This window comes from Sedimenticola hydrogenitrophicus (assembly GCF_025175675.1).
In the GTDB taxonomy this organism is placed as follows: Bacteria; Pseudomonadota; Gammaproteobacteria; order Chromatiales; family Chromatiaceae; genus Sedimenticola; species Sedimenticola hydrogenitrophicus.
Genome location: NZ_JANIOA010000023.1, coordinates 40,342 through 64,502 on the forward strand (window position 1 = coordinate 40,342; position 24,161 = coordinate 64,502).

Annotated in this window: 20 protein-coding genes; 8 read left to right on the top strand and 12 right to left on the bottom strand. The window is 58.7% G+C overall.

The window, feature by feature from the left end; all coding sequences use genetic code 11:
* Genes malQ through glgC form a run of 3 tightly spaced genes read right to left on the bottom strand, consistent with a single transcriptional unit; the run spans nt 1 to nt 4,467 of the window.
* Nucleotides 1-1,500: a 4-alpha-glucanotransferase gene (gene malQ, locus NPX02_RS13305; RefSeq protein ID WP_335342564.1), complete on the bottom strand. Its 1,500-nt coding sequence runs from the start codon at nt 1,498-1,500 to the stop codon at nt 1-3.
* Nucleotides 1,497-3,209 (bottom strand): glycoside hydrolase family 57 protein, encoded by a 1,713-nt coding sequence (locus tag NPX02_RS13310; protein WP_260294203.1) that lies wholly within the window; start codon nt 3,207-3,209, stop codon nt 1,497-1,499. The genes malQ and NPX02_RS13310 overlap by 4 nt, the downstream gene beginning before the upstream one ends.
* Complete coding sequence (gene glgC / locus NPX02_RS13315; RefSeq protein WP_260294204.1) at nt 3,199-4,467, bottom strand: glucose-1-phosphate adenylyltransferase; 1,269 nt, start codon at nt 4,465-4,467, stop codon at nt 3,199-3,201. The genes NPX02_RS13310 and glgC overlap by 11 nt, the downstream gene beginning before the upstream one ends.
* Nucleotides 4,468-4,827: 360 nt before the next feature.
* Here glgC and glgB point away from each other — a divergent pair, with 360 nt between their 5' ends.
* Nucleotides 4,828-7,080 carry a 1,4-alpha-glucan branching protein GlgB gene (gene glgB, locus NPX02_RS13320; protein ID WP_260294205.1) on the top strand — a complete coding sequence of 751 codons (2,253 nt, stop codon included), beginning with the start codon at nt 4,828-4,830 and terminating at the stop codon, nt 7,078-7,080.
* Nucleotides 7,077-8,537, top strand: coding sequence for a glycogen synthase GlgA (gene glgA / locus NPX02_RS13325; protein ID WP_260294207.1), 1,461 nt, complete (start codon nt 7,077-7,079; stop codon nt 8,535-8,537). The genes glgB and glgA overlap by 4 nt, the downstream gene beginning before the upstream one ends.
* Here glgA and NPX02_RS13330 read toward each other — a convergent pair.
* Nucleotides 8,534-8,740, bottom strand: a complete 207-nt coding sequence (locus tag NPX02_RS13330) for an SAP domain-containing protein (RefSeq protein WP_260294209.1) — start codon at nt 8,738-8,740, stop codon at nt 8,534-8,536. The two genes, glgA and NPX02_RS13330, sit on opposite strands and share 4 nt — an antisense overlap.
* Before the next feature lie 272 nt (nt 8,741-9,012).
* Nucleotides 9,013-9,483 carry a c-type cytochrome gene (locus tag NPX02_RS13335; RefSeq protein ID WP_260294211.1) on the bottom strand — a complete coding sequence of 157 codons (471 nt, stop codon included), beginning with the start codon at nt 9,481-9,483 and terminating at the stop codon, nt 9,013-9,015.
* 327 nt (nt 9,484-9,810) lie between these two features.
* Here NPX02_RS13335 and NPX02_RS13340 point away from each other — a divergent pair, with 327 nt between their 5' ends.
* The gene (locus NPX02_RS13340; protein ID WP_260294212.1) at nt 9,811-10,317 is read left to right on the top strand and encodes an RNA polymerase sigma factor; all 507 of its coding nucleotides are present in this window, start codon (nt 9,811-9,813) and stop codon (nt 10,315-10,317) included.
* A complete protein-coding gene (locus NPX02_RS13345; protein WP_260294213.1) occupies nt 10,314-11,087 on the top strand; it encodes an anti-sigma factor family protein in 774 nt (257 codons plus the stop codon). Before NPX02_RS13340 ends, NPX02_RS13345 begins: the two co-directional genes overlap by 4 nt.
* A 142-nt stretch (nt 11,088-11,229) precedes the next feature.
* On the opposite strand, the gene NPX02_RS13350 is transcribed toward NPX02_RS13345, so the two are convergent.
* The 3 genes from NPX02_RS13350 to NPX02_RS13360 form a co-directional block, all read right to left on the bottom strand.
* A complete protein-coding gene (locus tag NPX02_RS13350) occupies nt 11,230-14,070 on the bottom strand; it encodes an AMP-binding protein (protein ID WP_260294214.1) in 2,841 nt (946 codons plus the stop codon).
* A 354-nt stretch (nt 14,071-14,424) separates the two neighbouring features.
* Entirely contained in the window at nt 14,425-14,817 is a 393-nt protein-coding gene (locus NPX02_RS13355) for a YybH family protein (protein WP_260294215.1), read from the bottom strand.
* A gap of 162 nt (nt 14,818-14,979) precedes the next feature.
* Nucleotides 14,980-15,390, bottom strand: coding sequence for a DUF4357 domain-containing protein (locus NPX02_RS13360; RefSeq protein ID WP_260294218.1), 411 nt, complete (start codon nt 15,388-15,390; stop codon nt 14,980-14,982).
* 811 nt (nt 15,391-16,201) lie between these two features.
* Between NPX02_RS13360 and NPX02_RS21480 the strand changes: the two genes are divergently transcribed.
* Nucleotides 16,202-16,459 carry a hypothetical protein gene (locus tag NPX02_RS21480; RefSeq protein WP_335342565.1) on the top strand — a complete coding sequence of 86 codons (258 nt, stop codon included), beginning with the start codon at nt 16,202-16,204 and terminating at the stop codon, nt 16,457-16,459.
* A gap of 112 nt (nt 16,460-16,571) precedes the next feature.
* Here the strand turns inward: NPX02_RS21480 and NPX02_RS13370 are convergent, their stop codons facing one another.
* Nucleotides 16,572-17,027: a tellurite resistance TerB family protein gene (locus tag NPX02_RS13370; protein ID WP_260294220.1), complete on the bottom strand. Its 456-nt coding sequence runs from the start codon at nt 17,025-17,027 to the stop codon at nt 16,572-16,574.
* Between the two features lie 280 nt (nt 17,028-17,307).
* On the opposite strand from NPX02_RS13370, the gene NPX02_RS13375 reads away from it, so the two are divergent.
* A complete protein-coding gene (locus NPX02_RS13375; protein WP_260294222.1) occupies nt 17,308-18,006 on the top strand; it encodes a pirin family protein in 699 nt (232 codons plus the stop codon).
* Nucleotides 18,007-18,325: 319 nt separating this feature from the next.
* Here NPX02_RS13375 and NPX02_RS13380 read toward each other — a convergent pair whose 3' ends face one another.
* Together NPX02_RS13380 and NPX02_RS13385 are read right to left on the bottom strand one after the other, a co-directional pair.
* Nucleotides 18,326-19,477: a methyl-accepting chemotaxis protein gene (locus NPX02_RS13380; protein ID WP_260294223.1), complete on the bottom strand. Its 1,152-nt coding sequence runs from the start codon at nt 19,475-19,477 to the stop codon at nt 18,326-18,328.
* A 711-nt stretch (nt 19,478-20,188) separates the two neighbouring features.
* Entirely contained in the window at nt 20,189-20,986 is a 798-nt protein-coding gene (locus tag NPX02_RS13385) for a hypothetical protein (RefSeq protein WP_260294224.1), read from the bottom strand.
* A 141-nt stretch (nt 20,987-21,127) separates the two neighbouring features.
* Between NPX02_RS13385 and nikR the strand changes: the two genes are divergently transcribed.
* Nucleotides 21,128-21,595 (top strand): nickel-responsive transcriptional regulator NikR, encoded by a 468-nt coding sequence (nikR, locus tag NPX02_RS13390; RefSeq protein WP_260294225.1) that lies wholly within the window; start codon nt 21,128-21,130, stop codon nt 21,593-21,595.
* 414 nt (nt 21,596-22,009) lie between these two features.
* On the opposite strand, the gene NPX02_RS13395 is transcribed toward nikR, so the two are convergent.
* On the bottom strand, nt 22,010-22,537 hold the full coding sequence (locus NPX02_RS13395; protein WP_260294226.1) for a PEP-CTERM sorting domain-containing protein: 528 nt from the start codon (nt 22,535-22,537) through the stop codon (nt 22,010-22,012).
* Nucleotides 22,538-23,355: 818 nt separating this feature from the next.
* On the opposite strand from NPX02_RS13395, the gene NPX02_RS13400 reads away from it, so the two are divergent.
* Nucleotides 23,356-24,126, top strand: a complete 771-nt coding sequence (locus NPX02_RS13400; RefSeq protein WP_260294227.1) for a DUF4198 domain-containing protein — start codon at nt 23,356-23,358, stop codon at nt 24,124-24,126.
* Nucleotides 24,127-24,161: the final 35 nt, after the last annotated feature.

Genomic DNA, 24,161 nt, shown 5'->3' on the forward strand with positions numbered 1-24,161 from the left:
TCACCTCTGGTACAGGGCTATGAAACGGGTGAGCTGTTCCGTCAACTCCGGCGTGACCTGCTGCCAGGAGAAGCGCCATCTCCAGTTGCCGCAGATGGTTCCCGGCATATTCATCCGCGCACGGGAGTCGAGCAACAGGACATCCTGCATGGGCAACACGCAGAGGAAGGAGACCGAGGAGAGCGCCATGCGCAGCATGGCCAGCGTCCGCTCCTTCGGCGCGTCGCTTAGACAACCGCTGTAGGCTGAAAAAAAATCACTGTTGTACTGCTCTTCCTCCTGAACCCAACCAAAGGTCGTGTCATTGTCATGGGTTCCGGTATACACCACATCGCCCGGACGATGCCGGTGCGGCAGATGGGGATTGGCGCTATTGCCGTCGAAGGCGAACTGCAGCACCTTCATCCCCGGCAGGCCGAAGGCATCCTTCAGCGCGTTCACCCGATCGGTGATCACCCCCAGGTCTTCGGCTACCAGCGGCAGCGCGGGATAGTAGTCATGCAGCTCCGTCAGCAGCGCCGCGCCGGGCACATCACGCCAGTGGCCGTTGATGGCGGTTTCGTCCCGTGCCGGGATCTCCCAGCAGGCATCGAGGCCGCGGAAGTGATCCACCCGGATCAGGTCAAACAGCTGCAACAGGGTGTCCAGGCGATCCTTCCACCAGCCGAAGCCGTCGCGTCGCATCCATTCCCAGTCATACAGGGGATTGCCCCACTTCTGTCCGGTGGGGGAGAAGGCATCGGGCGGCACGCCGGAGACAAACGCCATGCCGCCGTCCTCATCCACCTGAAAATTGTCCCGTTGCGCCCAGACATCCGCGCTGTCAAGGGCGACGAATATCGGCATGTCACCAAATATCCTGACATCGTGGCGCGCCGCATATTCGCGTATTTCATGCCACTGGGTAAAAAAGATGAACTGTTCGAATACCACCTGATCGATCGCTTCCGCCAGTTTGCCGGCGGCCTGTGCCAGCGACTCCGGATTACGCCGACGCAACGCCGGCGGCCACTGGTACCAGGGCTTCCCTCCCTGGCTGTTTTTGAGCACGACAAACAGCGCAAAGTCATCCAGCCAGGATTGATTCCGCCGCCGGAACTCGCTCAGCCGATCCGTCCAGACGCCCCCCGAAGCCCGGACAAAGCGGACATGCGCCTGTATCAGGCAGCGTGAACGGTACTGTTCATCCGTTAGCGGCAGATGGATGTCACCGAGGTCGAGCCAGCCGCGATCAACCAGCCAGTCGAGGCTGATCAGATCCGGGTTTCCGGCATGCGCCGAAAAACACTGGTAGGGTGACTTATCCTCATGCGTCGGACAAAGCGGCAACATCTGCCATACCTTGATGCCGCAGGCGTGCAGGAATTCGATGAAGCGATACGCCTCATGGCCGATATCACCACCGGCGAGCGGCCCCGGCAGGGAGGTCGGATGTAGCAGGATGCCCGCGCAACGTGACTTATCCATCGCCGCCTGCTCGCCGGAGAAGGGTCCGGTCACTCCTGTCTACCCGGCCGCATCGCACCTCCCATGGCGGGTCTCCCGGTACCCACGGAGAAGGCCCGGGTCAGGTAGTCCGGGGATTCCACTTCCAGCAACTGGTAAAGGTTGCTCAGGTGCAGCCGGAAGAGTTCGTCAAACATCGACACGGCTTCCGCCGAGTTGTATTCACCCAGCCACCAGAACCAGTCCGAGCTTTCACAGGTGGCCAACTGCAGGGTGGCGGCGCGGTAACGCTCCGCATCCAAGGTGCCGGCGCTGACCACCTTGTCATAGGTCTTCTTTGCTTCCACGAGCATGTCCCAGGCGCGATTCTTGCTCTTCTCCCCGATCCAGGTGGAGAAGGTCCCATAGACCCAACTGCCCGCCACGACCCGCTCCAGCCTCGCCTTGCTGGTCTGCTCCCGCTGCAGGTATTCGCTGTAGGTGGTCAGCCTGAGCCCTTTATGGCTGCCCAGTTTTTCATACAGCGCGGATAGAAAATAATAGCCATTTTCCGGATAGTGCTCCCAGGCATTCTCCCCATCCATAATGATGGATACCACCGGCGCAGTCCGGTCGGCGCAGTGCCGGGCGATGGTTTCCAGGTGATGCACCAGGTTGGCCACGGCATCGTCCGCATGCCAGTCGGAATACTTGAAGCCGATCAGATCGGAAAGGCCGTCATCGCGGAAAAAACAGGCAATCCGACTGTCCCGGTAATAATAGACATCCTGGATGCAGGGCGGCTGCTCCTGCCGTGACTTGTTGAGGGAGTTCCGCAGGACCGTCTCTCCGCTGGCCAGCCACTTCAGCCCGAGATCATCCACCAGCTCGATAGATTCGCCACTGATACCGCCCTCGGAGGGCCAGCAACCGGCCGGTGCAAAACCAAAATGCTTTTTGAACACCGCCAACCCCTGCTCCATGTGCCAGCGACACCGTTCCGCCCCACCCGGATAAACCGGCGACAACGGGAGTTGGATATCCGGCTGGGACTCCTCGGCACACTTCAGATCCATCAGCAGGGGCATCATCGGGTGGGCATAGGGTGTCACCGACAACTCGATGCGTCCGCTCTCGGCCAGACGCCGGTAGCGGTCAATCACCCCGTTGAGCAGTTCATGGATCAGCTCAATCAACAGGTGTCGGTCGTGTATGGTGTAATTGCAGGCACGGTTCATCAGCGGTTTCACCCGGCTGTCGTTCCTGCGCACGGACTCCCCCAGCCAGGCCAGGTGATACCAGACCAGGAGATCGATGAAATATTGCTCCGAGTAATAGGCGAGTTTTTCCGGGGCCTTTATCGCGCTCAGCGCCATATCCGCCAAGGTCTTGAACTGCGGGTAGCGCTCGATCAACCGCTGCCGGTTGGCGCGCAGGCAGGAGTTGACCAGTTTCATTTGTCGATGGGTATCAAGGTGAAGGACCGGGTCGATCAGCGCCGCCAGCAAGGGGTCGCGGAGCGACTTTCCGTGATGCAGATAATGCTCCAACTGGCTGGCATAGTCTTCGATCTGTTCCAGCAGTATGGGGGCGAAATTGACCACCGCGCGGGCCGACCGGTTATTTTCCAGATGCGCCACCATGTCGACATAATCCTTGATGGTGTGCAGATAGGTCCACGGCTGCTGATACTCGCCGTTTCTCAGATCACGGTAATCCGGCTGATGCATGTGCCAGTAGAGGATAACGTTCAGTTGCGTAGGTTGTGAATCTTTAGCGGACATGATGAAGCGACTGACCCAGCATTTCCGGTATCACCAGGACCACCCCGTTCGGTGACACGTAATATTTTTCCTGATCCTTCTCGAGGTCCTCCCCAATCACCGTCCCGTCAGGGATCTCGCACCCCCGGTCGATGACCGCCCGGCGAATACGGCAGTGCTTGCCGATGGTGACATCCGGCAGCACCACGGAGGACTCCACTTCCGAGTAATCGTTGACGCTGACATTAGAGAACAGCAGCGACCGCCTGACCGTGGCCCCCGAGAGAATGCACCCCCCGGAGATCATGGAATCGATGGCCGTGCCGCGACGGTTCTCCTCATCAAAGATGAACTTGGCCGGCGGTAACTGCTCCTGGAGGGTCCAGATCGGCCAATCTTCATCATACAGATTCAGCTCCGGGGTGACGTCGGTCAGCTCCAGGTTGGATTCCCAGAACGCATCCACCGTCCCCACGTCACGCCAGTAGGCCTGGACACGGTTGTCCGAGTCGGTGAACGGATAGGCGCAGACGCGGTAGCGGCCGATGATGCTGGGCAGGATATCCTTGCCGAAGTCATGGCTGGACTTGGGATCGTCGGCATCACGGATCAGCTGCTCATACAAAAAGCCGGTATTGAAGATGTAGATACCCATCGAGCACAGGGCATAACCCTCCTTGCCGGGCATGGACTCGGGAAATTCCGGTTTCTCAAGGAATTTAGTGACGCACATATCCTCATCCACGGCCATGACCCCGAAGGCCGACGCCTTATCCACCGGCACCTCGATACAGCCCACGGTGACATCGGCGTTAAAGTCCACGTGCCTGGCCAGCATGGTGCCGTAATCCATTTTATAGACGTGATCACCGGCGAGAATCAGCACATGATCGGGGGAGTGGGTGCGAATGATATCCAGGTTCTGATAGACCGAGTCCGCGGTACCCGAGTACCAGGCCTCCTCAATTCGCTGTTGCGCGGGCAGCAATTCGACAAACTCACGCAACTCGCCGCGAAAATGCCCCCATCCTCGCTGAATGTGCAGGTTTAACGAGTGGGATTTATACTGGGTCAACACCCCGATGCGGCGTATGCCCGAGTTGACGCAATTGGACAATGAAAAATCAATTATCCGGAACTTGCCGGCAAACGGCACCGCCGGCTTGGCGCGCCATTTCGTGAGATGCTTCAGGCGTACCCCCCGCCCGCCGGCCAATATCAGGGCCAGGGTATTGCGGGTCAGGTAACTGATAAAGCGGGGTGAATTTTTATACCTCATCGACTTTCTTTCCCTGTTCCAGTCAGCGTATGTTTATCTGAAAATTGACCATCAGTGGCGTGGTTGATCCTCCGACCTTGTGGATTACCCGGATTGAATTGATAACCGGCTAGGGTGTATTTCAGCCTGCGGATCCCCGAGGAAACGTCTGCGGTTCCCTTGCTGTTCCAGCCCTCGACCTTCGCCCACGTCACACCTCCTAAAGCGTAGTTATAAAATGTAAATTATCCAGTCAAAATTGCCCTGCCATGATGTTCCGCCGACAAACCGCCGGTTTATGCAGTAGAATTGTTTTACATAGATAATATTTATAGTTACGGAATTAACAGTGAACAACTACCGTTACAAGAAGGCAACGTGATGACGCCGTCCACCGATGAACCGGCCACCAAAAAACTGGACAGTCGGGCACAGAGCTATCTCGCTACGGTCAGGCAGGATCTCGAACTGATTGCCAAGGCGGCGCATTATAACCCCTGCGCCATACTGGGCACACAGAAACATCCTCCGGACAGCCCGCTGCTGCTCTATTCGCCCGATACCCTGGAACTCTCCCTGGAGGCCTCCCCGGAACCTTCCCAGGAGCAGCCGGAGCACACCCTGCCGCGAGTCGGCGATAGCGACTTTTTTATCTATACCGGGGATCTTCAGGCACTCCCCCGGCACTACAGGGTGCGGCGCCTGGACACCCAGCAGCATATCAGCCGCTTTCACGACCCTTACAGCTTTCCCCCGCAGATTTCCGATTACGACCTGCACCTGTTCTCCGAAGGGAGGCACTTCCATATCTACAATATCCTCGGTGCCCACTTCAGGTGCATTGATGGCATAGACGGCATCCACTTCGCCACCTGGGCACCCAACGCCGAGCGGGTCAGCGTGATCGGTGACTTCAATCACTGGGACGGCCGCCGCCATCCCATGTGCTCCCGTGGCCCCAGCGGGGTCTGGGAACTGTTCATACCCGGCCTGCCCCAGGGTACGCTCTATAAGTACGAAATCCGTAACCGCGATTCCGGGGCCATCCTGACCAAAACCGATCCCTATTCACAGCAGATGGAACTGCGCCCGCGCACCGCCTCGCTGGCCACGCAACCGCCCCCCCACCCGTGGCAGGACGACGCCTGGATGGCAGCCAGGGCCGACCGGGCGTGGCTGTATGAACCGCTGTCGGTCTATGAGTGTCACCTCGGCTCCTGGCAACGCAACGCGGAGGGGCGCTTCCTCAGCTATCGGGAACTGGCACACCGGCTGGTGGCCTATCTCGCGGAGACCGGCTTTACCCATATCCAGCTGCTGCCGATCACCGAACACCCGCTGGATGCCTCCTGGGGTTACCAAACCACCGGCTATTATGCGCCAACCAGTCGTTTCGGCGAGGCCGATGAGTTCCGCTACTTTGTCGACTACTGCCACAGCCATGGGATCGGCGTACTGCTGGACTGGGTGCCGGCGCACTTCCCCAAAGATGAGCATGGCCTGGCCCGCTTCGACGGCTCCGCGCTCTATGAACACGAGGACCCGCGCCGCGGCGAGCACCGCGACTGGGGCACCCTGATCTACAACTACGGCCGCAACGAGGTGAAAAACTTCCTCCTCGCCAGCGCACTCTACTGGCTCGAGGAGTACCACATCGACGGCCTGCGTGTGGACGCCGTCGCCTCCATGCTCTATCTCGACTATTCACGCCAGGAGGGTGACTGGCTACCGAACACCCATGGGGGTAACGAGAACCTGGAGGCGATCGCCTTTCTCCGGGAACTGAACAGCGTCGTTCACGAGCGCTTTCCGGGCGCGCTGATGATCGCCGAGGAGTCCACCGCCTGGCCGCAGGTGACCCGGCCGGTCCACCTCGGCGGGCTGGGGTTCGGTATGAAGTGGAACATGGGCTGGATGCACGACACCCTGAACTATATGCAGCAGAACCCGATCTACCGCCGCTATAGCCATGACCAGCTCACCTTTGGGCTGCTCTACATTTTCACCGAGAACTTCATCCTGCCGTTTTCACACGACGAGGTGGTGCACGGCAAAAGCTCGCTGCTGAACAAGATGCCGGGGGACGAATGGCAGCGCTTCGCTAACCTGCGCCTGCTCTATACCTACATGTTCTCCTATCCGGGGAAAAAGCTGCTGTTCATGGGGTGTGAATTCGCCCAGGGAGACGAGTGGGACCACGACACGACCCTGGACTGGTATGTGCTGCAATACCCCCTGCACCAGGGGGTCCGACAACTGGTCAGCGACCTGAACCGGCTCTACCGGAGCCTACCGGCACTGCACCGCTACGACTTCGATCATGAGGGATTCGAGTGGATCGACTGCCACGACTCGGATCAGTCGGTGCTCTCCTATCTGCGCAGGGCCGGTGATGAGCATGTGCTGGTGGTGCTCAATTTCACCCCGGTGATCCGCACCGGATACCGCATCGGCACCCCGCTCGCCGGCGCCTACCGGGTACTGTTCAACTCCGACTCGCTCCATTATGCCGGCAGCAACGCCGGCAGCGGCGAAGTGGTGATGGCCGAAGAGACGCCCTGGATGGGCCGGCCGGCGTCGTTAAGCCTGGACCTGCCACCTCTGGCCGGCCTGATGCTCGTCACAACAACATGAACAAAATCCTGTACCTGACCAGCGAGCTGTTTCCGTTGATCAAGACCGGTGGCCTCGCCGACGTCGCCGGGAGCCTGCCGCCGGCCCTTACCCGACTGGGCCAGGAGATGCGGGTCCTGCTGCCCGCTTACCCGGAGGTGATGCGCAAGGTCAAGCAGCCGAGCCTGCTGGCCAGCACCCGGTACTATAACCAGGAGGTCAAACTGCTCGAAACCCGGTTACCGGAGAACGGTCTCTCCCTCTGGCTGGTGCACTGTCCGGCGGCGTTCGACCGCCCCGGTGGCCCCTACATCAACGGCAACGGCGAGCCCTGGCATGACAATGCCCTGCGCTTCGCCATCTTCTGCCTGGTGGCCGTGGATATCGCCCTGAACCGACTCAACCTGAACTGGCGGCCCGACATCGTGCATGGCAACGACTGGCAGTCCGGACTGGCCCCGGCGCTGTTGCAGCTGCACTCCCGCAGGCCGGCCACCCTGTTCACCATACACAATCTGGCGTACCAGGGGCTGTTTGATCATCAGACCTTCCTCGACCTGGACCTGCCGGCGAGTCTCTGGCACCCCGACGGACTGGAGTTCTACGACCAGCTCTCGTTCATCAAGGGCGGGCTGGCCTTCGCCGACCGCGTCAACACCGTCAGCCCGACCTACGCCCGCGAGATCCTGCAGGCGGAATTCGGCTGTGGCCTGGAAGGTCTGCTGCAGCATCGCCGCCACCGGCTGTCCGGCATCCTGAATGGCATCGACAGCCGGGTCTGGGACCCGAAGCACGACAAGTATCTCAAGGCGCCCTACGGCACGGAGAATCTGGAACAAAAAAGCATCAACAAGACCCTGTTGCAGCAGCAACTGGGCCTGCCGGTCGACTCCGACATTCCGCTGATCGGCATGATCAGCCGGCTGGTGGAACAAAAGGGCCTGGAGATCATTCTGCAGGGCATGGCCGATCTGCTGGCGTTGCCGGTGCAACTGGTCATTGTCGGTACCGGCGACACCCATTACGAACTCCAGCTCAGCCACTGGGCAAACCGCCACCCCGACCAGCTCAAGGTCATTATCGGCTATAACGAACCGCTGTCGCACCGCCTGGAGGCCGCCGGTGACCTGTTCCTGATGCCCTCATCATTCGAGCCCTGTGGGCTGAACCAGATCTACAGCCTGCGTTACGGCACCCTGCCACTGGTAAGCAATGTCGGCGGTCTGGCGGATACCGTGGTCGATGCGGATGCGGAAAACATTAAAATCGGCACCGCCAACGGTTTTGTCGTCCCCAGCCAGACTGCCGATGACCTCCTGGCCACCCTGCGCCGGGCACTTGGGCTGTGGCAGACCGATACCTGGCGTCAGCTGCAGCTCACCGCCATGGGTAATGACTACTCCTGGCGCAGCAGTGCCAGGCACTACCTGGATCTTTACCACCTGGCACTGGGCGACCGGCGCGGGGCGATAGGCTAGCTGTGCAGCTTTTTTGCGGCGGAGAAGCAATCCTCACGCCAGCGGCACATCGACTGATCGCACTCCCCCGTCACCGCCGAGGCGAAACAGTCGAAGTTGCCCTCCCGCCGCTGTATGGAATGGATGATTTTCATTTTACTGATGCCCCCGGTCTTTAGCCCCAGATCCTTTGCCACCCGGCGCACTTCCTGCATATTCACCATATTCTCCTCCTTAGGGTCCCTCTCCTTACCGCCGACATTGCCGCCGATGTTCCAGAGCGTAGCACATGAAACCGACCACTCCAGACTGCCAATAGAGTTTGTAGCCTGGATGGCGCCCGGCCAGGGGTGCTTGACAGGCGCCCACCCTACGCGACTGATGTTGGGGTTCGTGCCTCACCCCAACCTACGGCATGAGCCAGCTGGGTAATCAGGTACCGGGTTGCTCGACCCGTGGGTGGGTGGGTGCCTCGTCGCTCCGCCAGCCGCGGGTTTCAGGACTCCTTCTTTTGGCGGAACTTCTTGTGACAACCGCCGCAGGTCTCGGCGGTCTTCTTGAACTGCGCCAGCATCGCCTTCTCATCCCCCGTCGCTGCCACCTGTTGCAGCTTGTCGGCCTCGTCCTGCAGGTTCCGGTAGTTGCTCAGGAACTCGTCCCAGTTGTCCCAGATCTCCGGCTTGGCATCGCTCTCCTCGATCGATCCCTCGGGAAAGCCCTCGGAGACGTCGAGCCGGGTGGCGTTGGCCAGGCCCTCGGCGCGACTCTTGAACCGGGCGGCATCAAACGGGATCTTCCCCTTGGCCATGGCGCCCATCGGCTGCACATACCACTTGAAGGTGGTCATCACCGAGGCCCTGAAATCAATCGCCGCCTGGGTGGACTCCTGAGCCATGCCGGAGGTGCTGGCAGCGCCGCTGGCGAGGAGACAGGTGATCAGGGCGGTTTGCATAAGACGCTTGTTCATGATTTTCTCTCCCTATTAGCGCTCTGTGTTGTTGTTTTCCGAAAAAGCCTGTTCCTGGTGATAAACAACCGGGGCCGGGGTTTATTCCATCCCGTGGCCGAATGCTACATGGTTTAGCCCAGAACCACCGTCATCCCGGCGAATGCCGGGATCCAGGCGGCTCGATGGAGGCGGTTTTCCTGGATTCCGGCCTGCGCCGGAATGACGGAAACAGGTGTATCCCAGCTTAACTAAGCGCCATTCACCCCGTGGCCGATTTGTTTGGGAATAAATGCCGCGCCCGGGTGTTAACTACAATAGTAGAAATTTATGCAACGGGAAGAATCCATGTCCTCATTCGGACAACTCATCAGCCAGCAGATCCCAAGGCTGCGCCGTTACGCCCGGGCTCTGCTCGCGGATCCGGGGACGGCGGATGATCTGGTGCAGGACTGCCTGGAGCGCGCCTGGTCGAAACAGCGGCTGTGGCGTGATGAAGGCGACATTCGACCCTGGCTGTTCACCATCATGCATAACATATACGTCAACGACATGCGCAGCCTGAAGCGCCGCCCCGGCTTTGAGACCCTGACGGCCATGGCCGAGCCGCCCGGCCAGGAACGGCCGGAAAATCTGCTGGCGCTGCAGGAGCTGGAGCGGGCGTTGCACCAGCTGCCGGATAAACAGCGACAGGTGCTGCTGTTGATCGGGCTGGAGCAATTCAGCTACGAAGAGGCGGCCTCGGTACTGGGGATACCCCTGGGCACCGTGATGTCGCGGCTGTTTCGCGCCCGGGAAAATCTCCGGACCACGCTTCACGGGGAGCAGAAGTCGCACCTCAGGAGGATCAAGTGAACGAACGGCAGCCGCAAGTCACCGAACAGGATATACACGCCTATGTCGATGGACGGCTGGAGCCGGCACGGTACAGCGAGGTCGAGGCCTATCTGAATGAATCGGATGAGGCGCGGGCGCAGGTCGCCGGCTATCAGCAGATCGACCAGGCGCTGCACACACTCTACGATCCGGTGCTGGATGAACCGGTACTGCCGCACCTGGGGCTACCGGCCAACCCGGACCGCTCCTACCGGCGCCTCGGCCGGCAAATGGCCGCGATGCTGGCGACCCTGGTGATCGGCGCCATCGGCGGCTGGTTTGGCCGGGGTGGACTCGACAACCAACCGGCACAGACCGCCAGCCTGTTCAGCAACGCCTATATGGCGCACGTGGTCTATAGCCCGGAGGTACGTCATCCGGTGGAGGTCGATGCCGAACAGGAGCAGCACCTGGTCACCTGGCTCTCCAAACGACTGCAGGCACCGGTACGGGCCCCCGTGTTGAGCGAGCTGGGTTATCAGCTGCTGGGGGGGCGGCTGCTGGCCAGCGAGGGCGAACCGGCGGCCCAGTTCATGTACGAGAATGCCCAGGGAAACCGGCTGACCCTATTCATCCGCCGCAACCGGCAACAGGCCGGCGACACCGCTTTCCGCTTTGACCGCAACAACGGCATCCAGGGTTTTTACTGGATCGATGGCGAGCTCGGCTACGCCCTGATCGGCGAAGCCGACCGGCAGTTGATCTCCCGGGCGGCCCATCGGGTATACGAACAGCTGGCGCTGCATTAGTAATACATCAATTGGATAAAGTACTTTTGTAGGGTGGGCACGTCTTGCGTGCCCACGCGGATACTCGACTGACTACGGTGGACAGCGGGCCGGGCAATGGCATCCGGGCGGATGACCATGAGTTCCACGTAACTTCGACCGCTTATCCTTCAACCTTTGCAACCTCCGGCTCGCCGCAATAGCGCAGGATCTGTTTCCTGGCCAACGCCCTCAGCTGAATGGCCGTTTTCCACCGATCACCCGTCTCCTTTTCCGGCAATTCGTCAGGCTCGATAGCCTCACCAATCGTCACTGCGATTCGACCGCGGCGGGTAAATCGAGAGTTACCCCTCAATATGGAGCGGGTCCCTCGTATCGCTATCGGGATGATCGGCACTTTGGCCTCGGCCGCGGTGAGAAATGCCCCCATATGGAAGTTGAGCAGACCGGGGATCTCTTGGAATGTGCCCTCCGGGAAGATGAAGAGCGACTCCCTCCTCTGGAGGGACTCCACGAGACGTTGAGCGTCGATCACGCCACGCGCCTTGTCAATACGCTCCACATACTCGACGCCCATTCTGTTCAGGAACAGTCTTGAAACAAGGCTCTTCTTCAATTCACTCTTGGCGGCATATCTGAACCTGCGCGGGATCGCGGCCACCATCAGCACACCATCCAGGTAACTTGCGTGGTTGGCAACATAGACACAAGGCATTCCCGGCTGCGGCAGGTTTTGCAGACCCTCTACCTTGATCCTGGTGCCTGTCAGGAGTGCCAGGCTCTTTGCCATGACGCGCATCACCGACCAGCGCCAACTCATGACCGGCAGGGTAACAACGGCAACCCAGCCAAAAGCGGCCAATGCGTAAAAAAGCACCCAGGCGTAAGCGGCATACAGATAACTGACGATAGCCTGTTTCAAGCGAAGCCATACGGGCAACAGGGAACGCATGGCCGTGCGCAGCACCTGTAGCCAGACGGCAGCCTGTCTCTTCTCCAGCTCGCCCCGCTCATACATCTCCTGGCATGCTGAACGCCTCACCTTGCCGCTGGATGTCTTCAAAACGGTATGCGGAGGGGCAAGTATGACCTCATCTGGTGGCAGGCCGATCAGATCACTCGCCACAGAGGTTATCTCTTTCTCTATAGACTGCCTGGCCCTCTCATCCTGCTGCCGCGTCTCGGCAATCAACACCAGACGTTCGGTACCGGTACGCGGCTCCCGCGTACCGAAAGCGACCACGCAGCCCTTGCGCACGCCCTCGATATTGCTGACCACCTCCTCCACCTCCTGTGGATAGATATTCCTTCCCGCCCTGATAATCAGATCCTTGCTCCTGCCTGTGACGAACAGATAGCCATCGGCGAGGTAAGCAAGATCGCCCGTATCCAGCCATTCATCCCTGAATAGTTGTTGCGTGGCTTCCGGGTTTCGGTAATAGCCGCTGGTGGATGAAGGCCCCTGAAACTGGAGAGCCCCTTCATGCCGCTCCGGAAGCGGCTTGCCATCGCGATCGACTATGCGAATAGCGTGTCCGGGCAAAGGTTGTCCGCCGGTGACGAAAGAGAGCGCACTGCTGTCCGACACATCCGACTGTCTGGCATGTGCTGTATGGGTAAACGCCTCTCTCTGCACATAGTCGATACGCGGCACGGTATGGAGTGGCGGAAAGGCGAGCCCCACCGAGGATTCGGCAAGGCCGTAGACAGGCATCATCGCTTCTGCCTTGAAACCTGCCTGAGAGAGGCGCCGGGTAAAGCGGCTAATGGTATCCGGACTCACGGGCTCCGCGCCGTTAAAGGCACACCGCCAATGACTCAGGTCAAAACCCTTCAACACCTCATCGGGCACCCTTTTAAGTACCAGTTCATAGCCAAAATTGGGGGCGGCCGACAGTGTGCCCCGATAGTGATGCATGGCCCATAGCCATCGCTGCGGACGCGTCAGGAAGGTGAGCGGAGACATCACGATGAAGCTGAACGCAAAGTACATGCTGCCTAGCCAGGCACCGATCAGACCCATGTCGTGATAGAGCGGTAACCAACTGACGAAGACATCGTTGGAGTCGGCCTCCACAGCCTCACCCATGGCGCGAATATTGGCCAGCAGGTTGGCATGCGTGAGCACTACCCCCTTGGGGCTGCCCGTACTGCCGGATGTGTATTGAATAAAGGCGATATCAGAGGAACCGATAACCGGTCGCACATACTCTCCAGGCTGCGCCAGCAAGTCAGAGACCGTTGTAATATCACGCAGGCTCACGACTTGTGATTTCAGCAGTTGCCCGATCATTCTTGCTTCTGAAACCGTGATCAGCATCGATGCCTGGCAATTGTTGAGAATGCCGCTGTGCCGCCGCAAATGATCTTCCAACTGGCTACGTCTGGCGGGTGGATAGATCGGGACAGGGATGCCCCCCGCCATGAGGACGGCAAAGAAACCGAAAAAATACTCCCTGCCGGTTGGCAGCATAATCGCAACGCTTTCGCCTGTTTGCAGCCCCCGCTGCTGAAGGGCAGCCGCGACTCTCGTAGCGCCCTCCCATAATTGTCGATAGGTCACCGTGTCCTGCTCGTCTTCATCACCCAGGATACGGATATGCATTCGTTCAGGATGGCGCTCCAGATGCCACTCCAGTACCTCGACCAGGGTTCGGGCGCTGGCGGGCTGGCCCTGGATCCTCTTTGTTTCATGCCCGGTAAATTCGGGTACGGGAACCGCCTCGGCACGTCCACGGGCTGCACTGATGGCCCGCAGCAGGTCTCGTGGTGTTTCAACCTCGGCAAAGACCGATTGTGGGAGCGCGATATCAAAGCGCTGTTCGATCCGTACAATAAGCTCTACCCGGCCAAGACTGTCCAATCCCAGATCCTTGTCCAGGGAACTGTCGAGCGACAATGCCAAGGTCCGCCCCCTGGAGAGCTGTAGCTCCTCCACCAGCTCTTCAACGACCGCGAGCAGACTGGCTGAGAGGTTATCCTCGCTTGCTGTTTCAGTATTCATTCTGTCTGCCATTAATCCTGGAGACGACGTTATCCGAGTACTAAATGACCAAAAAATCAAAGCATTACCTGATTAGAAAGAAAGGTCAGCCAAGTTTCGTCATTCCGGCGCAGGCCGGAATCCAGCCGCAACTCGAGGTGCCAGCAAACCCTGGATTCCCGCCTTCGCGGGAATGACGGGTGCTGATGCTTCGGTCCGGTACGCGTAGCTGACGTTCATTGCTAATCAGAAAGCATTATGATCGGCAGTCTGGTGTTTTCCGGCCTGTTCTCCAATTTTAATGGTAGGTGATAAAGCGGGATTCAGAGGGGATTCAGAAATCGGGGATTCAGGACATCCATCATTTATTCATTCTCACTTCTCCACCGGGGACAACGTATGGGCATCGCGGGCCAAGAGCCAGCGGCCGTCGGGTTGTTTGCGGTATAGCGTAATACGGTGCCCGGCGAGTTGCGTCGCTTTCCCGCCAGCGCGCGGGGTCACGGACAACGCGTCCCGGCTCCGCGTGTAGGCGACTTCGCCGACGACCACGACTTCCTCCAATTCGCTGATGCAACCGATCCGAATCTGTTGGTGGGCGGCCGAGAAATTACTGGAAAATCCATCCCTGCCGAACGGCGCTTGGCCCGGATTGAGAAACACGACATCGTCCGCCATCAAGGTGAGCAAGCGGACAAGATCACCGGCGTTTACGGCATCGATCCAGGTGGAATGCACCTCGCGGATTTCTCGTTCATCAGGTCCCATCTGCAACCTCCGTCGCCAAACAGCATGATCATGCGGCAGTCAAAATGCCAGAGTTCGTCTCTTCGTGAGGGAAAATAGATGCGTCCCCGTTCGCTTGGCCTCATGCGCCTTTCCGTCTGAGTTGTTACTCTGAACCCGAATTCTGTAATTCTGTGAATTCTGTTATGCGCTTTTCTTCCTCAAGTTCGCAATGACTTTCCAGCGGTTTGCACCGGGCAACTTGCACTCCCAAAAGCGCCAACCATTAACCGGATTACCTGTAATTGACACTGCGGCGGCAGAAGGAGAAGTAAAACGCTCACCGTTTACAATTAATGCCCCGTTTTCTACCTTGCCGATATGTCGCTGGCCTTTATAGGTGGCCCTGAATTCAGTACCGGACGGAAAGGACACGCCCTTAGATACCCACGGGAATCGGCCTGCCTCAACTGGCTGTGGCCCGGCCGGCGTGACAGGAACCGTCTGATTAAGGCTCAGAAGCCCCCGAATGACGTCATTTTCAGTTACAGATTCAGACGTGCGACGAACCGTAAGTTCTTTAAAAACCTCGAAATCTACTTCAATCGTTGCCATAGCTCCGTACCCCATAATAGCGATAGTAGGAGTAATAGTAGCATTTATAGCAAACATATCAAGGCGCTATTGGCGCATAACCTGATTATGCGTCTCGCGCATTTTCTGAGAAATGTTGCTCGCGCATTATGTGTAAAAAGCGACTTTTCGTTCTACGCATTATCCTGCCTTTTTTAGTCTATTTGACTCGGCTGGAACACTGGATCGGAGGTGTATTCAGCATCCCGCCAACAGGATATTCCTTAGATTCTCAGCAGGCTATCAAAGATTCGCGGGAAGGTGAAACAGTTTCTCAAATGGCAACAGGGGTGGGAGGGCCGCCGATGAGATGCCGCGATTTTAGGTGGCATCGGTCCGCCGGCTATGCCACCCGGTGTGTTTCCTGACGTTTAATCTTTTATTTCATCAGGTTAAGGGCGAACCCGCACTGCGCAACTTCCGTATCTTGATGTATGGTCATCACGCTGCGCATCCATGCAGTTTCCATTCGATTGCACATCATCTACCTCCAGATTTTTGTCTTAACTATTTGATTAATAAGAAACTATTACGCTATCGTTCTATTCTGTTTTATATTCAATGATCTATTCATGCGTACCTCTGTCGACGATCTCGTGCAGTTACACTCTGACCGGGACCCCATGGCCTCGCTGGCCCTGCAGGCAGCGCTTGGAATCAGCCAGCCAACGGTGTCGCGCCTGATTGGTGCCGCCAGCAGCCGGGTGCTCCGGCTGGGGCACGGCCGGAATTCACGCTATGCGGCCGTCCGGGAGGGTGACCGGCGCCGACAGACGAGCGCGTGCCCCCGGCGGTGGTCGGTGAAATCACTGCCTTGGCGGGGACGGCCGCCGTCGCGGTGTTTTCGGGGGAGCTGTGGCTACTCGGCGAGGAGGGCAATGGTGAATTTCCGGGCCTGCCCTACTTCCTGCACGATCAGCGTCCGCAGGGGTTTCTCGGGTGGCGGATCGCCAACAGCGACATGCACCTCGGCAACCTGACGCTGGCACCCGGGCAAAACCGTTTCAGGCTCCACCCGGTCTATGACATGGTGCCCATGCGTTGGCTATAGGGCGCCCCATGGGCGCCAGCGGCGGGCACGGCCCGCCCTATGGTTCTCGAACATCGCCAGCACGGGATAGTAGTGAGTCTCATGGTGGCCGGAAATACGGCCCGACAGGCGGCTAGGGATTGGCCACCCGGTGCTTGGCGGCGATGAACTCGGCATGCGGGACATACAGCAGATCCGCCAGGCGGCGTATCACGTACTCTTCGTAGTGATGCAGTTCGCTGTCGGAGAAGGCCACCCGCCAGAGCGCCTCGATCAGATCCACCTTTTGCCGTTGCGAATAATGCTGGTTGATCAGGCGGGTAAACTGGAAATAGTCGGTGGAATCGGCATGCTCCGCCTCCGCCAGGTCCAGCAGTTCATCCGCCTCCCCCGGCGCCAGCCGGAAGTGCTCCTGAACCGCCGACAGCAGCGCGGCCTTCTCATCGGGATGCTGTTTATAGTCCGACTCGGCCACTTCGAACAGCAGCACCGCCACCGCCAGCCGCAGGGCGTGCTCCGGGTCCCGGTCCATCGCGGATGAATCGGGGGCCAGGTGGGTTTCAAAAAACTGTTTGATCTTCTCTATCATAATAAATACTTCGCTTGCGCCAGCGGCGGCCACGCCTGAGTCTCAACCTCCAGGGGCATACCGGACAAAACGGATGGCACCGCCAACCTTGGACCCCACTCCGGCCTCGATGTTTCGCGGAGCCCCGTGAACCGGCACTGCCAGGGCGCGGTGGGCGTTCCGTTGCACAGGCCGCCCCGGCTGCCGCCGCGCCGGATGTCCTGCCGGGAGGGACGGCGGCAGGGGCGTTACAAAGGGTACCGAACAACTACACTGTAGTCATCAACAAGGAGTCTGAACCATGAAACAGATCAGAGCGGCAGATGACCGTGGTCATGTCCAGCAAGGTTGGCTGGAGAGCCATCACAGCTTCTCCTTTGCCGATTATTACGATCCGGCCCACATGGGGGTATCGATCCTGCGGGTCATCAATGAAGACCGGATCGCGCCGGCCAGCGGATTCCCCACCCACCCGCACCAGGATATGGAGATCGTCACCTATGTCATGGAGGGGGAGCTGGAACACAAGGACAGCATGGGCAACGGCTCACTCATCCATCCGGGCGACATTCAACACATGAGCGCCGGCACCGGGGTCAGACACAGCGAGTTCAACCCGTCCGAACATCAGCCGGTGCACCTGTTGCAGATCTGGCTCCTGCCCAATGAAAAGGGCGTGACGCCGGGCTATGCCCAGAAGCACTTTCCCCTGTCGGAGCGGCGCGGCATCCTGCAGCTGCTGGTGTCGCCGGACGGCAGTGGCGGCTCCATCAGCGCCCATCAGGACGGGCTGCTCTACGGCACCCTGCTGGAACAGGGCGAGTCGGTGACGCACACGCTGACGGCGGGGCGAACCGCCTATGTCCATGTCGCCAGGGGCCAGGCGGCGGTCAACGGCGAAACCCTGGGCGCGGGCGACGCCCTCACCCTGGTGGATGAACCGCGGGTGGAGCTGAGCGGTGTCGATAGGGCCGAGGTGCTGCTGTTCGATCTGCCTTGATCACCCAGGGGAATGCACCACCGAAACAGGCACCAGGAGAAACAATAGGGTAACTACTCACCCGGCCTGTAAGTGATTGGCCTGCCTTGTTGGCCTCACGCGATGGCTTGTCTCCTCGAATCCGCCCCCTTTTTCAGCGCCTACCCAAACTCGCTTCGCTCAAACAAGGGCAGGCTTGAATCTGAAAAAGGGGGCGGATTCGAGGCGCCATCAAGATCGGCCAACAAGGCAGGCCAATCACCCTGGGAGTAGTTACGATGCAGGCGAATTTGTCCCTGGGAATACCGCTTCAGGGACTGGTGGACCCCCACGGCCTGGATCAGAGCTTGAACTCAGCCAGTTTCAACTGCATGGTCTCCTCCTTCGACTCCTGATCCTGGATGCGGCGGGTGATCTCGGAGATGGCGTCCAGGTTGGCCTGTGAAATCTGGTTGACCTGCGCCACGCAATCGACCACGTGGGCATTCTTCTCCTGCGACAGGGTGGACATCTTGACGGTGTGCTCCATCTGACCCGATGCGCTGGCGGCGTCGGTGGTGGCGGCACTGATGATCTCGATGGTGTGCTCCATAGTGTTCATGACACCATCCAGCAGGACGGTCTGACTCTCCATCTGCCGGGTGGAGGTGCTGACCGACTGGGTGATATCCGCGATGATCTTGTGAATCTCCTTCAGACTCTGCTGGGTGCGTACCGCCAGGCCGCGCACCTCGTCCGCCACCACCGCGAAACCGCGCCCCTGTTCACCGGCACGGGCCGCCTCGATGGCCGCATTCAGTGCCAGCAGGTTGGTCTGTTCCGCTATCCCGTTGACCACCGTCAGGACCCCTTTGACCTGATCGGTGTTATTGGAGAGCTGGGCGATCTCTCCCGCCATTTCACGGTTGCTGGCCGAGTAGCGACGCAGTTTTTCGCCAAAATCGCTGATCCCCTGTTGCGAACTGTTGAGGTGTTCGCTGACCTTGCGGATCAGTCCCTGACTCTGTTGGGCATCGCTCACCAGGCTGTCGGTGATCTGGTCCAGTTCCGCCAGTTCCTGATGCGCCTCCTGGATCAGCCGGGCGATGCCGTTGATGCGCTGATTGATTTCACCGGTCATCTTGTTGATGTCATGCACCGCGTTTTTGTTCGAGCTGGCAAACTCCTTGGTCTCCAGCAGGGCCGAGCGGATGCTGTGCCTGAAGCTGTCGATCACCGCCAGGACCTGCCCCAGTTCGGTATTGAAGTTGGCATTGACCCGGCACTCCTGGGAGAGATCCCGGCGCGAGAAGTTCTCCATGTAGTGGGACATTTGCTTCAGGGCATCCACCCCCCAGCGTTTCTCGTCCAGGTCGTGTACCAGCACGACCACGGCCACCACCAGCTGGATCACCATGGACCAGAAGTTTTCCGTTAATATCAGGGCATTGGCCACCAGCAGGACAATTCCGATCCAATGAATGCTGCGCATCCGCAAGAAGAGTGATTTCATATTATTTGGCTTCGCTTATGGAGTAATTCGCCGTCTGTACGGCAGCCCGAGAGGCTGACACGGGGCCTTGCGACCCGCCCTCGGTGGCCGGATATGGATCGGTGGTGAACCGGCAACCGGTTGCCATCGGGTGCTTATCGGACAGTGGCAGGGATACTTTAACGGGCGGGACGGGAATGGCGGGCATATTGGTATTTCATTGACGGGGGTCAGCAAAACCGCTCGGGATCGCCAGAGGTGCGGAGCGCTACGCGGGTCGGTTCACCCGATCGTTGTAAAAATCAACCGGTAGGAGTGGCGCCTCGCCGCGAAATCGGCCCGGGGGCGGGCCTCCTACAGGGCGCAATGCTGGACTCCGCCAGCGGTGCATTCCGGGAAACCATGCCTATTTATATCATCCGGCAGATAACGGGGTGAACCAAATCATTGGGTCATGAATGGCACTTACTTAAGGCGAATTGCAGGATTTTCGTCATTCCATCCTTAGGTCCGTAAACGGTGCATCCCTGCACCACTTCTCCGGCGCAGGTCGGACAAAATCGCGAAGCGCGTTGAACGACTGAAAGTCGGCCCGAAGGGTGAGCGAAGCGAATAATCCAGGAATACCGCCACCATTAAGCACGTCTGGATCCCGGCCTGCGCCGGGATGACGGTGGTTCTTGGCTTAAGTAAGTGCCATTCATTGGGTCATGATTAATGCAACTATTGGGTTCACTCAGCGCCGGCGGCACTGAACCAGCAGCGGGGCCGCAGCCCGTGGGTCTGCTGCGGGTGCTGGGTGCAGAGCCAGGGCGGGCCATCAGCGGCGGACGCACTCTTCTGCGGATCACACAGGGCGGCGGCAAAATAGGTATCGAGACGGCACTGCGGGCTGGGCAGTCCCATATCGGTTTGCCGGGCAATCTCCCGCTCCGGCATCTCGAACCTTGGGTAGCCGATATGCCGCTTATGCGCAAAGTAGCGGGTCAGACGCGCCCCGGCCATCGCCGAACGCATGCAGAGCTCACGCTCCTCGCGACTCTCAAACACCATCCGGCAGCGGTCGATCACGATCTTCGGGGTGGTCGCTTCACGCAGCACACTGTATTCGGGCAGCTTCGGGAACACCCGCCGCAGGCAATCGGAAACCCCAAAGTAGTCCGCCTGTCCCTCGACCGAGTACTTCCAGACCGCCGGTGGTCCCGCCAGATGGTGGCCTATCTCATGGCAGGCAATCAGGGTGAAGGCGTCGGCATTGATGATCGGTTGACGGGCGATCCCGCCGGGCATCCGCAACACCGCGATCTCACCGCGCCGGTCCTCCTCCCGCCAGGCCGAGGCCTGATTGGTCTCATCCGGCCACAGCCGGTCGATGCGCAAGCGCTCGTTGCGTTCGTTGAATGCCTCGGCATAGGTCCGGGCGACCATGTCGAGGATGGTGTCATAGGTGTTGCGGGAGATCTCCGCCTGCACCGTCGACAGGCCCAGCAGCCACAAAAACCCAAAAACAGCCATGGAGAGACGCACCATACACAGCTTCCGTGTCCGGCTCCCCTTATCGCTAACTAATAGCGCAAACCCGGCCGAGTTCAAGCCGCCGGCGAATGTTTGCCCCGACGCGGATCTCCTGCGATGATTCGGGCACGCTACGCCAAACCACGAGGAAGCCCAATGGAACGCATCACCATTTCCCTGGACGAGGAGCTGATCGGCCAGTTTGAGGAGTACCTTAAACGGCGCAGCTACAAGAACCGCTCCGAGGCGATCCGGGATATGATCCGCGACACCCTGGAGGCGGACCGCATGGCACATGCCGCCAGCGGTCACTGTGTCGGCACCCTCAGCTATGTGTTCAACCACGAAGAGCGGGAGCTGGCCCGGCGCCTGACCCACGCCCACCATCATCACCACGACGTATCGGTCTCCACCCTGCATGTCCATCTGGATCATGAGAACTGCCTGGAGGCGGTCGTGGTCAGCGGCCCTACCCGGCAGGTGGAGGAGTTTGCCAATGCGGTCATCACCCAGCCGGGCGTGCGCCACGGCAAGCTCAACCTGATCCCGGTGGAGGTGGAGCAGGAGCACCACCACCACGGCGGCGGCGCCCACAAACACAGCCATACCCACCCGCAGACCTGAGTCACCGGGTTAACTCCCCGGCCAGGCCGAGCAACGTCTCCGACGCGGACATTTGGGACCTGAGCGGAATGGCACTTACTTAAGCCAAGAACTACCGTCATCCCGGCGCAGGCTGGAGGAGTGGTGCAGGAGGAGTGGTACAGGAGGAGTGGTACAGGGATGTACCGTTTACGGAGCCGAGGATGCCATGCACCGTTTACGGACCTAAGGATGGCATCCAGACTGCTTAATGGTGGCGGTATTCCTGGATTATTCGCTTCGCTCACCCTTCGGGCCGACTTTCAGTCGTTCAACGCGCTTCGCGCTTTTGTCCGGCCTGCGCCGGAGAAGTGGTGCAGGGATACGGACATTGTTACTGACAAAATAAAGCCCCACCGGAAGATGAGGCTCATTAAGCCAATGGGTAAGAAACTATTAAGCTTTACGGCGAGATACACCCAAGCCAATCAGACCTAGACCCAAGAGAGCCAGTGGAGTGGGAACTGGAACTTCGCTAGCAACTGTTATTGAGCCACCAGTGTCTTCATAAAAATAATCTCGCAAGTATGTATCAGTTCCATCAAAATCGATGACGAAATAGCCGTAGTAGGAACCGATAGAGGTATCAAAAGCCGCCACATACTGCTCACCAATAATCAGGTCAGCTGTATAATCAGCTACCCCACTAACCCAATCCAGAGATGCATCAATGGTATCTCCGATCCCTAAAAAGGCAAATTGGAAATCTGTGCCGTAACTTGAACCGTTTATCCAAAGAGTTTCGTCGTAGCAACAATCTTCAGCTAATCCAATATCATTAGTTCCGTCACCGTCCAAGTCGTAGTGGTTTGTACCAGATGCAGGCAGTTGCTCATCGATCTCAACTTGAATAACCGCTGCTGTCGCTAAACCCGAGAACATGAGTGCAAGAGCAAATATAGTAGTAGTTAGTATTTTCTTCATAACATTATTATTTCCTTAATTTTTATGTAGGCATTTACTATCATGCATAAACCGTGCCATTATCATAAGCCACTAAAAAAATACAACTTTTTTTACTCCACAAGTTTTTTTGTAAAAAAACCTGACACTGAAAACATATCTTTTAGCATTTAGTCTTAGAGTAAGCTTTGGAGCATGAAAACTAATACAGATTAATCCTGTTGCATCTGCTTTTAATTAACACTTGTAAATTTACGCAATCGACAAATCAGCTTTAATGTCCGTTGACGCTGATGAGTACGCATCGGAATTATCTGCAATACCTATTTGTGAATGCCTGTAAGCACTGGTTTCAGCTATTTGGCGGCTATCACACGCGATTGTCTGCTTTCTTGAATGGAAAAGTTGTGTAAAAGATTCTGACAATGACCGGTGTCCTACAGAACTAGCCTTTCATTTTTTATAGGCAATAGCGATATTCAACTGTCGGTTTATCTCGGTACATGCCATTCAGCGGGAATTGAATAAAGACCACTTCGGGTGCGCCGCAGATTTCTTCAAGTACTGTCACTATTTCAATTTCCGGCCAATTCCGGTCATTGCGCTGAATCGGGCTCATTGCCCCGGATGGGCCGTTTTCGGAAGCTCAGGTCGCCTTCTTCACCGTGTCGCGAGCCTGATGAAAGGTGGCGAGGATATTGCGGATAAGCTTGTCCATCCGCTTGCTAGGAGCAGGAACGCCCGGCCAATTGTATTACGTATTATTTTTTTGTAATATCTCATACACTATCCGGGCAGGTAGCAGAAGACCCGACCCCTATCACCACCGGAGTCCACGGATGTCACAACGGCCAATCCGAATCCTGGCGGCCCTGCTCGGCCTGTGTCCCGCCCTGGCGACCGCCCACTTCCAGACCCTGATACCCTCCCATGACCTGTTGCAGGCGGACACCCCCCGCCAGGTGCAACTGGACATGCGCTTCACCCACCCGATGCAGGGGGGGCCGGCCATGGATATGGGGCAACCGGTACGCTTTGGGGTGCTGGGTCCCGACGGCAACCGGGACCTGCGCGACGCCCTCACCCCCTATCAGATCACCGGCCAGACGGCCTATCGGGCCGACTACCGCGTCACCCGCCCCGGCGACCATCTCTTCTACCTGCAGCCCGCCCCTTACTGGGAGCCGGCCGAGGGGAAAATGATCGAACACTTCACCAAGGTGGTGATGGACGCCTTCGCCGGTGAGCCGGGCTGGGACCGGCTGGTGGGGTTTCCGGTGGAGATCGAGCCGCTGACCCGCCCCTACGGGCTCTGGACCGGTAACCTGTTCCAGGGCGTGGTGCGACGGGACGGTGAGCCGGTGCCCTTTGCCCAGGTGGAGATCGAGTGGCTGAACGACGGCAGCTTTACCCCCCCGGCGGATGCCTATGTCACCCAGGTGATCAAGGCCGACGCCAACGGCACCTTCAGTTATGCACTACCGCGGGCCGGCTGGTGGGGCTTCGCCGCGCTGCTGGAGGGTCCGGAAAAGCTGCGCAACCCTGCCGGCAAAGCCGTGCCGGTGGAACAGGGGGCGCTGATCTGGGTCCGCGCCCGTGACATGCAATGACGCCAATAGAATGGTTAGTAGAATGAGGAGCCACG

Coding starts and splice junctions, on each gene's coding strand:
- NPX02_RS13310 (WP_260294203.1), bottom strand. CDS start 3,209: ATGTCCGCTAAAGATTCACAACCTACGCAACTGAACGTTATCCTCTAC.
- glgC (WP_260294204.1), bottom strand. CDS start 4,467: ATGAGGTATAAAAATTCACCCCGCTTTATCAGTTACCTGACCCGCAAT.
- glgB (WP_260294205.1), top strand. CDS start 4,828: ATGACGCCGTCCACCGATGAACCGGCCACCAAAAAACTGGACAGTCGG.
- glgA (WP_260294207.1), top strand. CDS start 7,077: ATGAACAAAATCCTGTACCTGACCAGCGAGCTGTTTCCGTTGATCAAG.
- NPX02_RS13330 (WP_260294209.1), bottom strand. CDS start 8,740: ATGGTGAATATGCAGGAAGTGCGCCGGGTGGCAAAGGATCTGGGGCTA.
- NPX02_RS13335 (WP_260294211.1), bottom strand. CDS start 9,483: ATGAACAAGCGTCTTATGCAAACCGCCCTGATCACCTGTCTCCTCGCC.
- NPX02_RS13340 (WP_260294212.1), top strand. CDS start 9,811: ATGTCCTCATTCGGACAACTCATCAGCCAGCAGATCCCAAGGCTGCGC.
- NPX02_RS13350 (WP_260294214.1), bottom strand. CDS start 14,070: ATGAATACTGAAACAGCAAGCGAGGATAACCTCTCAGCCAGTCTGCTC.
- NPX02_RS13355 (WP_260294215.1), bottom strand. CDS start 14,817: ATGGGACCTGATGAACGAGAAATCCGCGAGGTGCATTCCACCTGGATC.
- NPX02_RS13360 (WP_260294218.1), bottom strand. CDS start 15,390: ATGGCAACGATTGAAGTAGATTTCGAGGTTTTTAAAGAACTTACGGTT.
- NPX02_RS13370 (WP_260294220.1), bottom strand. CDS start 17,027: ATGATAGAGAAGATCAAACAGTTTTTTGAAACCCACCTGGCCCCCGAT.
- NPX02_RS13375 (WP_260294222.1), top strand. CDS start 17,308: ATGAAACAGATCAGAGCGGCAGATGACCGTGGTCATGTCCAGCAAGGT.
- NPX02_RS13380 (WP_260294223.1), bottom strand. CDS start 19,477: ATGAAATCACTCTTCTTGCGGATGCGCAGCATTCATTGGATCGGAATT.
- NPX02_RS13385 (WP_260294224.1), bottom strand. CDS start 20,986: ATGGTGCGTCTCTCCATGGCTGTTTTTGGGTTTTTGTGGCTGCTGGGC.
- nikR (WP_260294225.1), top strand. CDS start 21,128: ATGGAACGCATCACCATTTCCCTGGACGAGGAGCTGATCGGCCAGTTT.
- NPX02_RS13395 (WP_260294226.1), bottom strand. CDS start 22,537: ATGAAGAAAATACTAACTACTACTATATTTGCTCTTGCACTCATGTTC.
- NPX02_RS13400 (WP_260294227.1), top strand. CDS start 23,356: ATGTCACAACGGCCAATCCGAATCCTGGCGGCCCTGCTCGGCCTGTGT.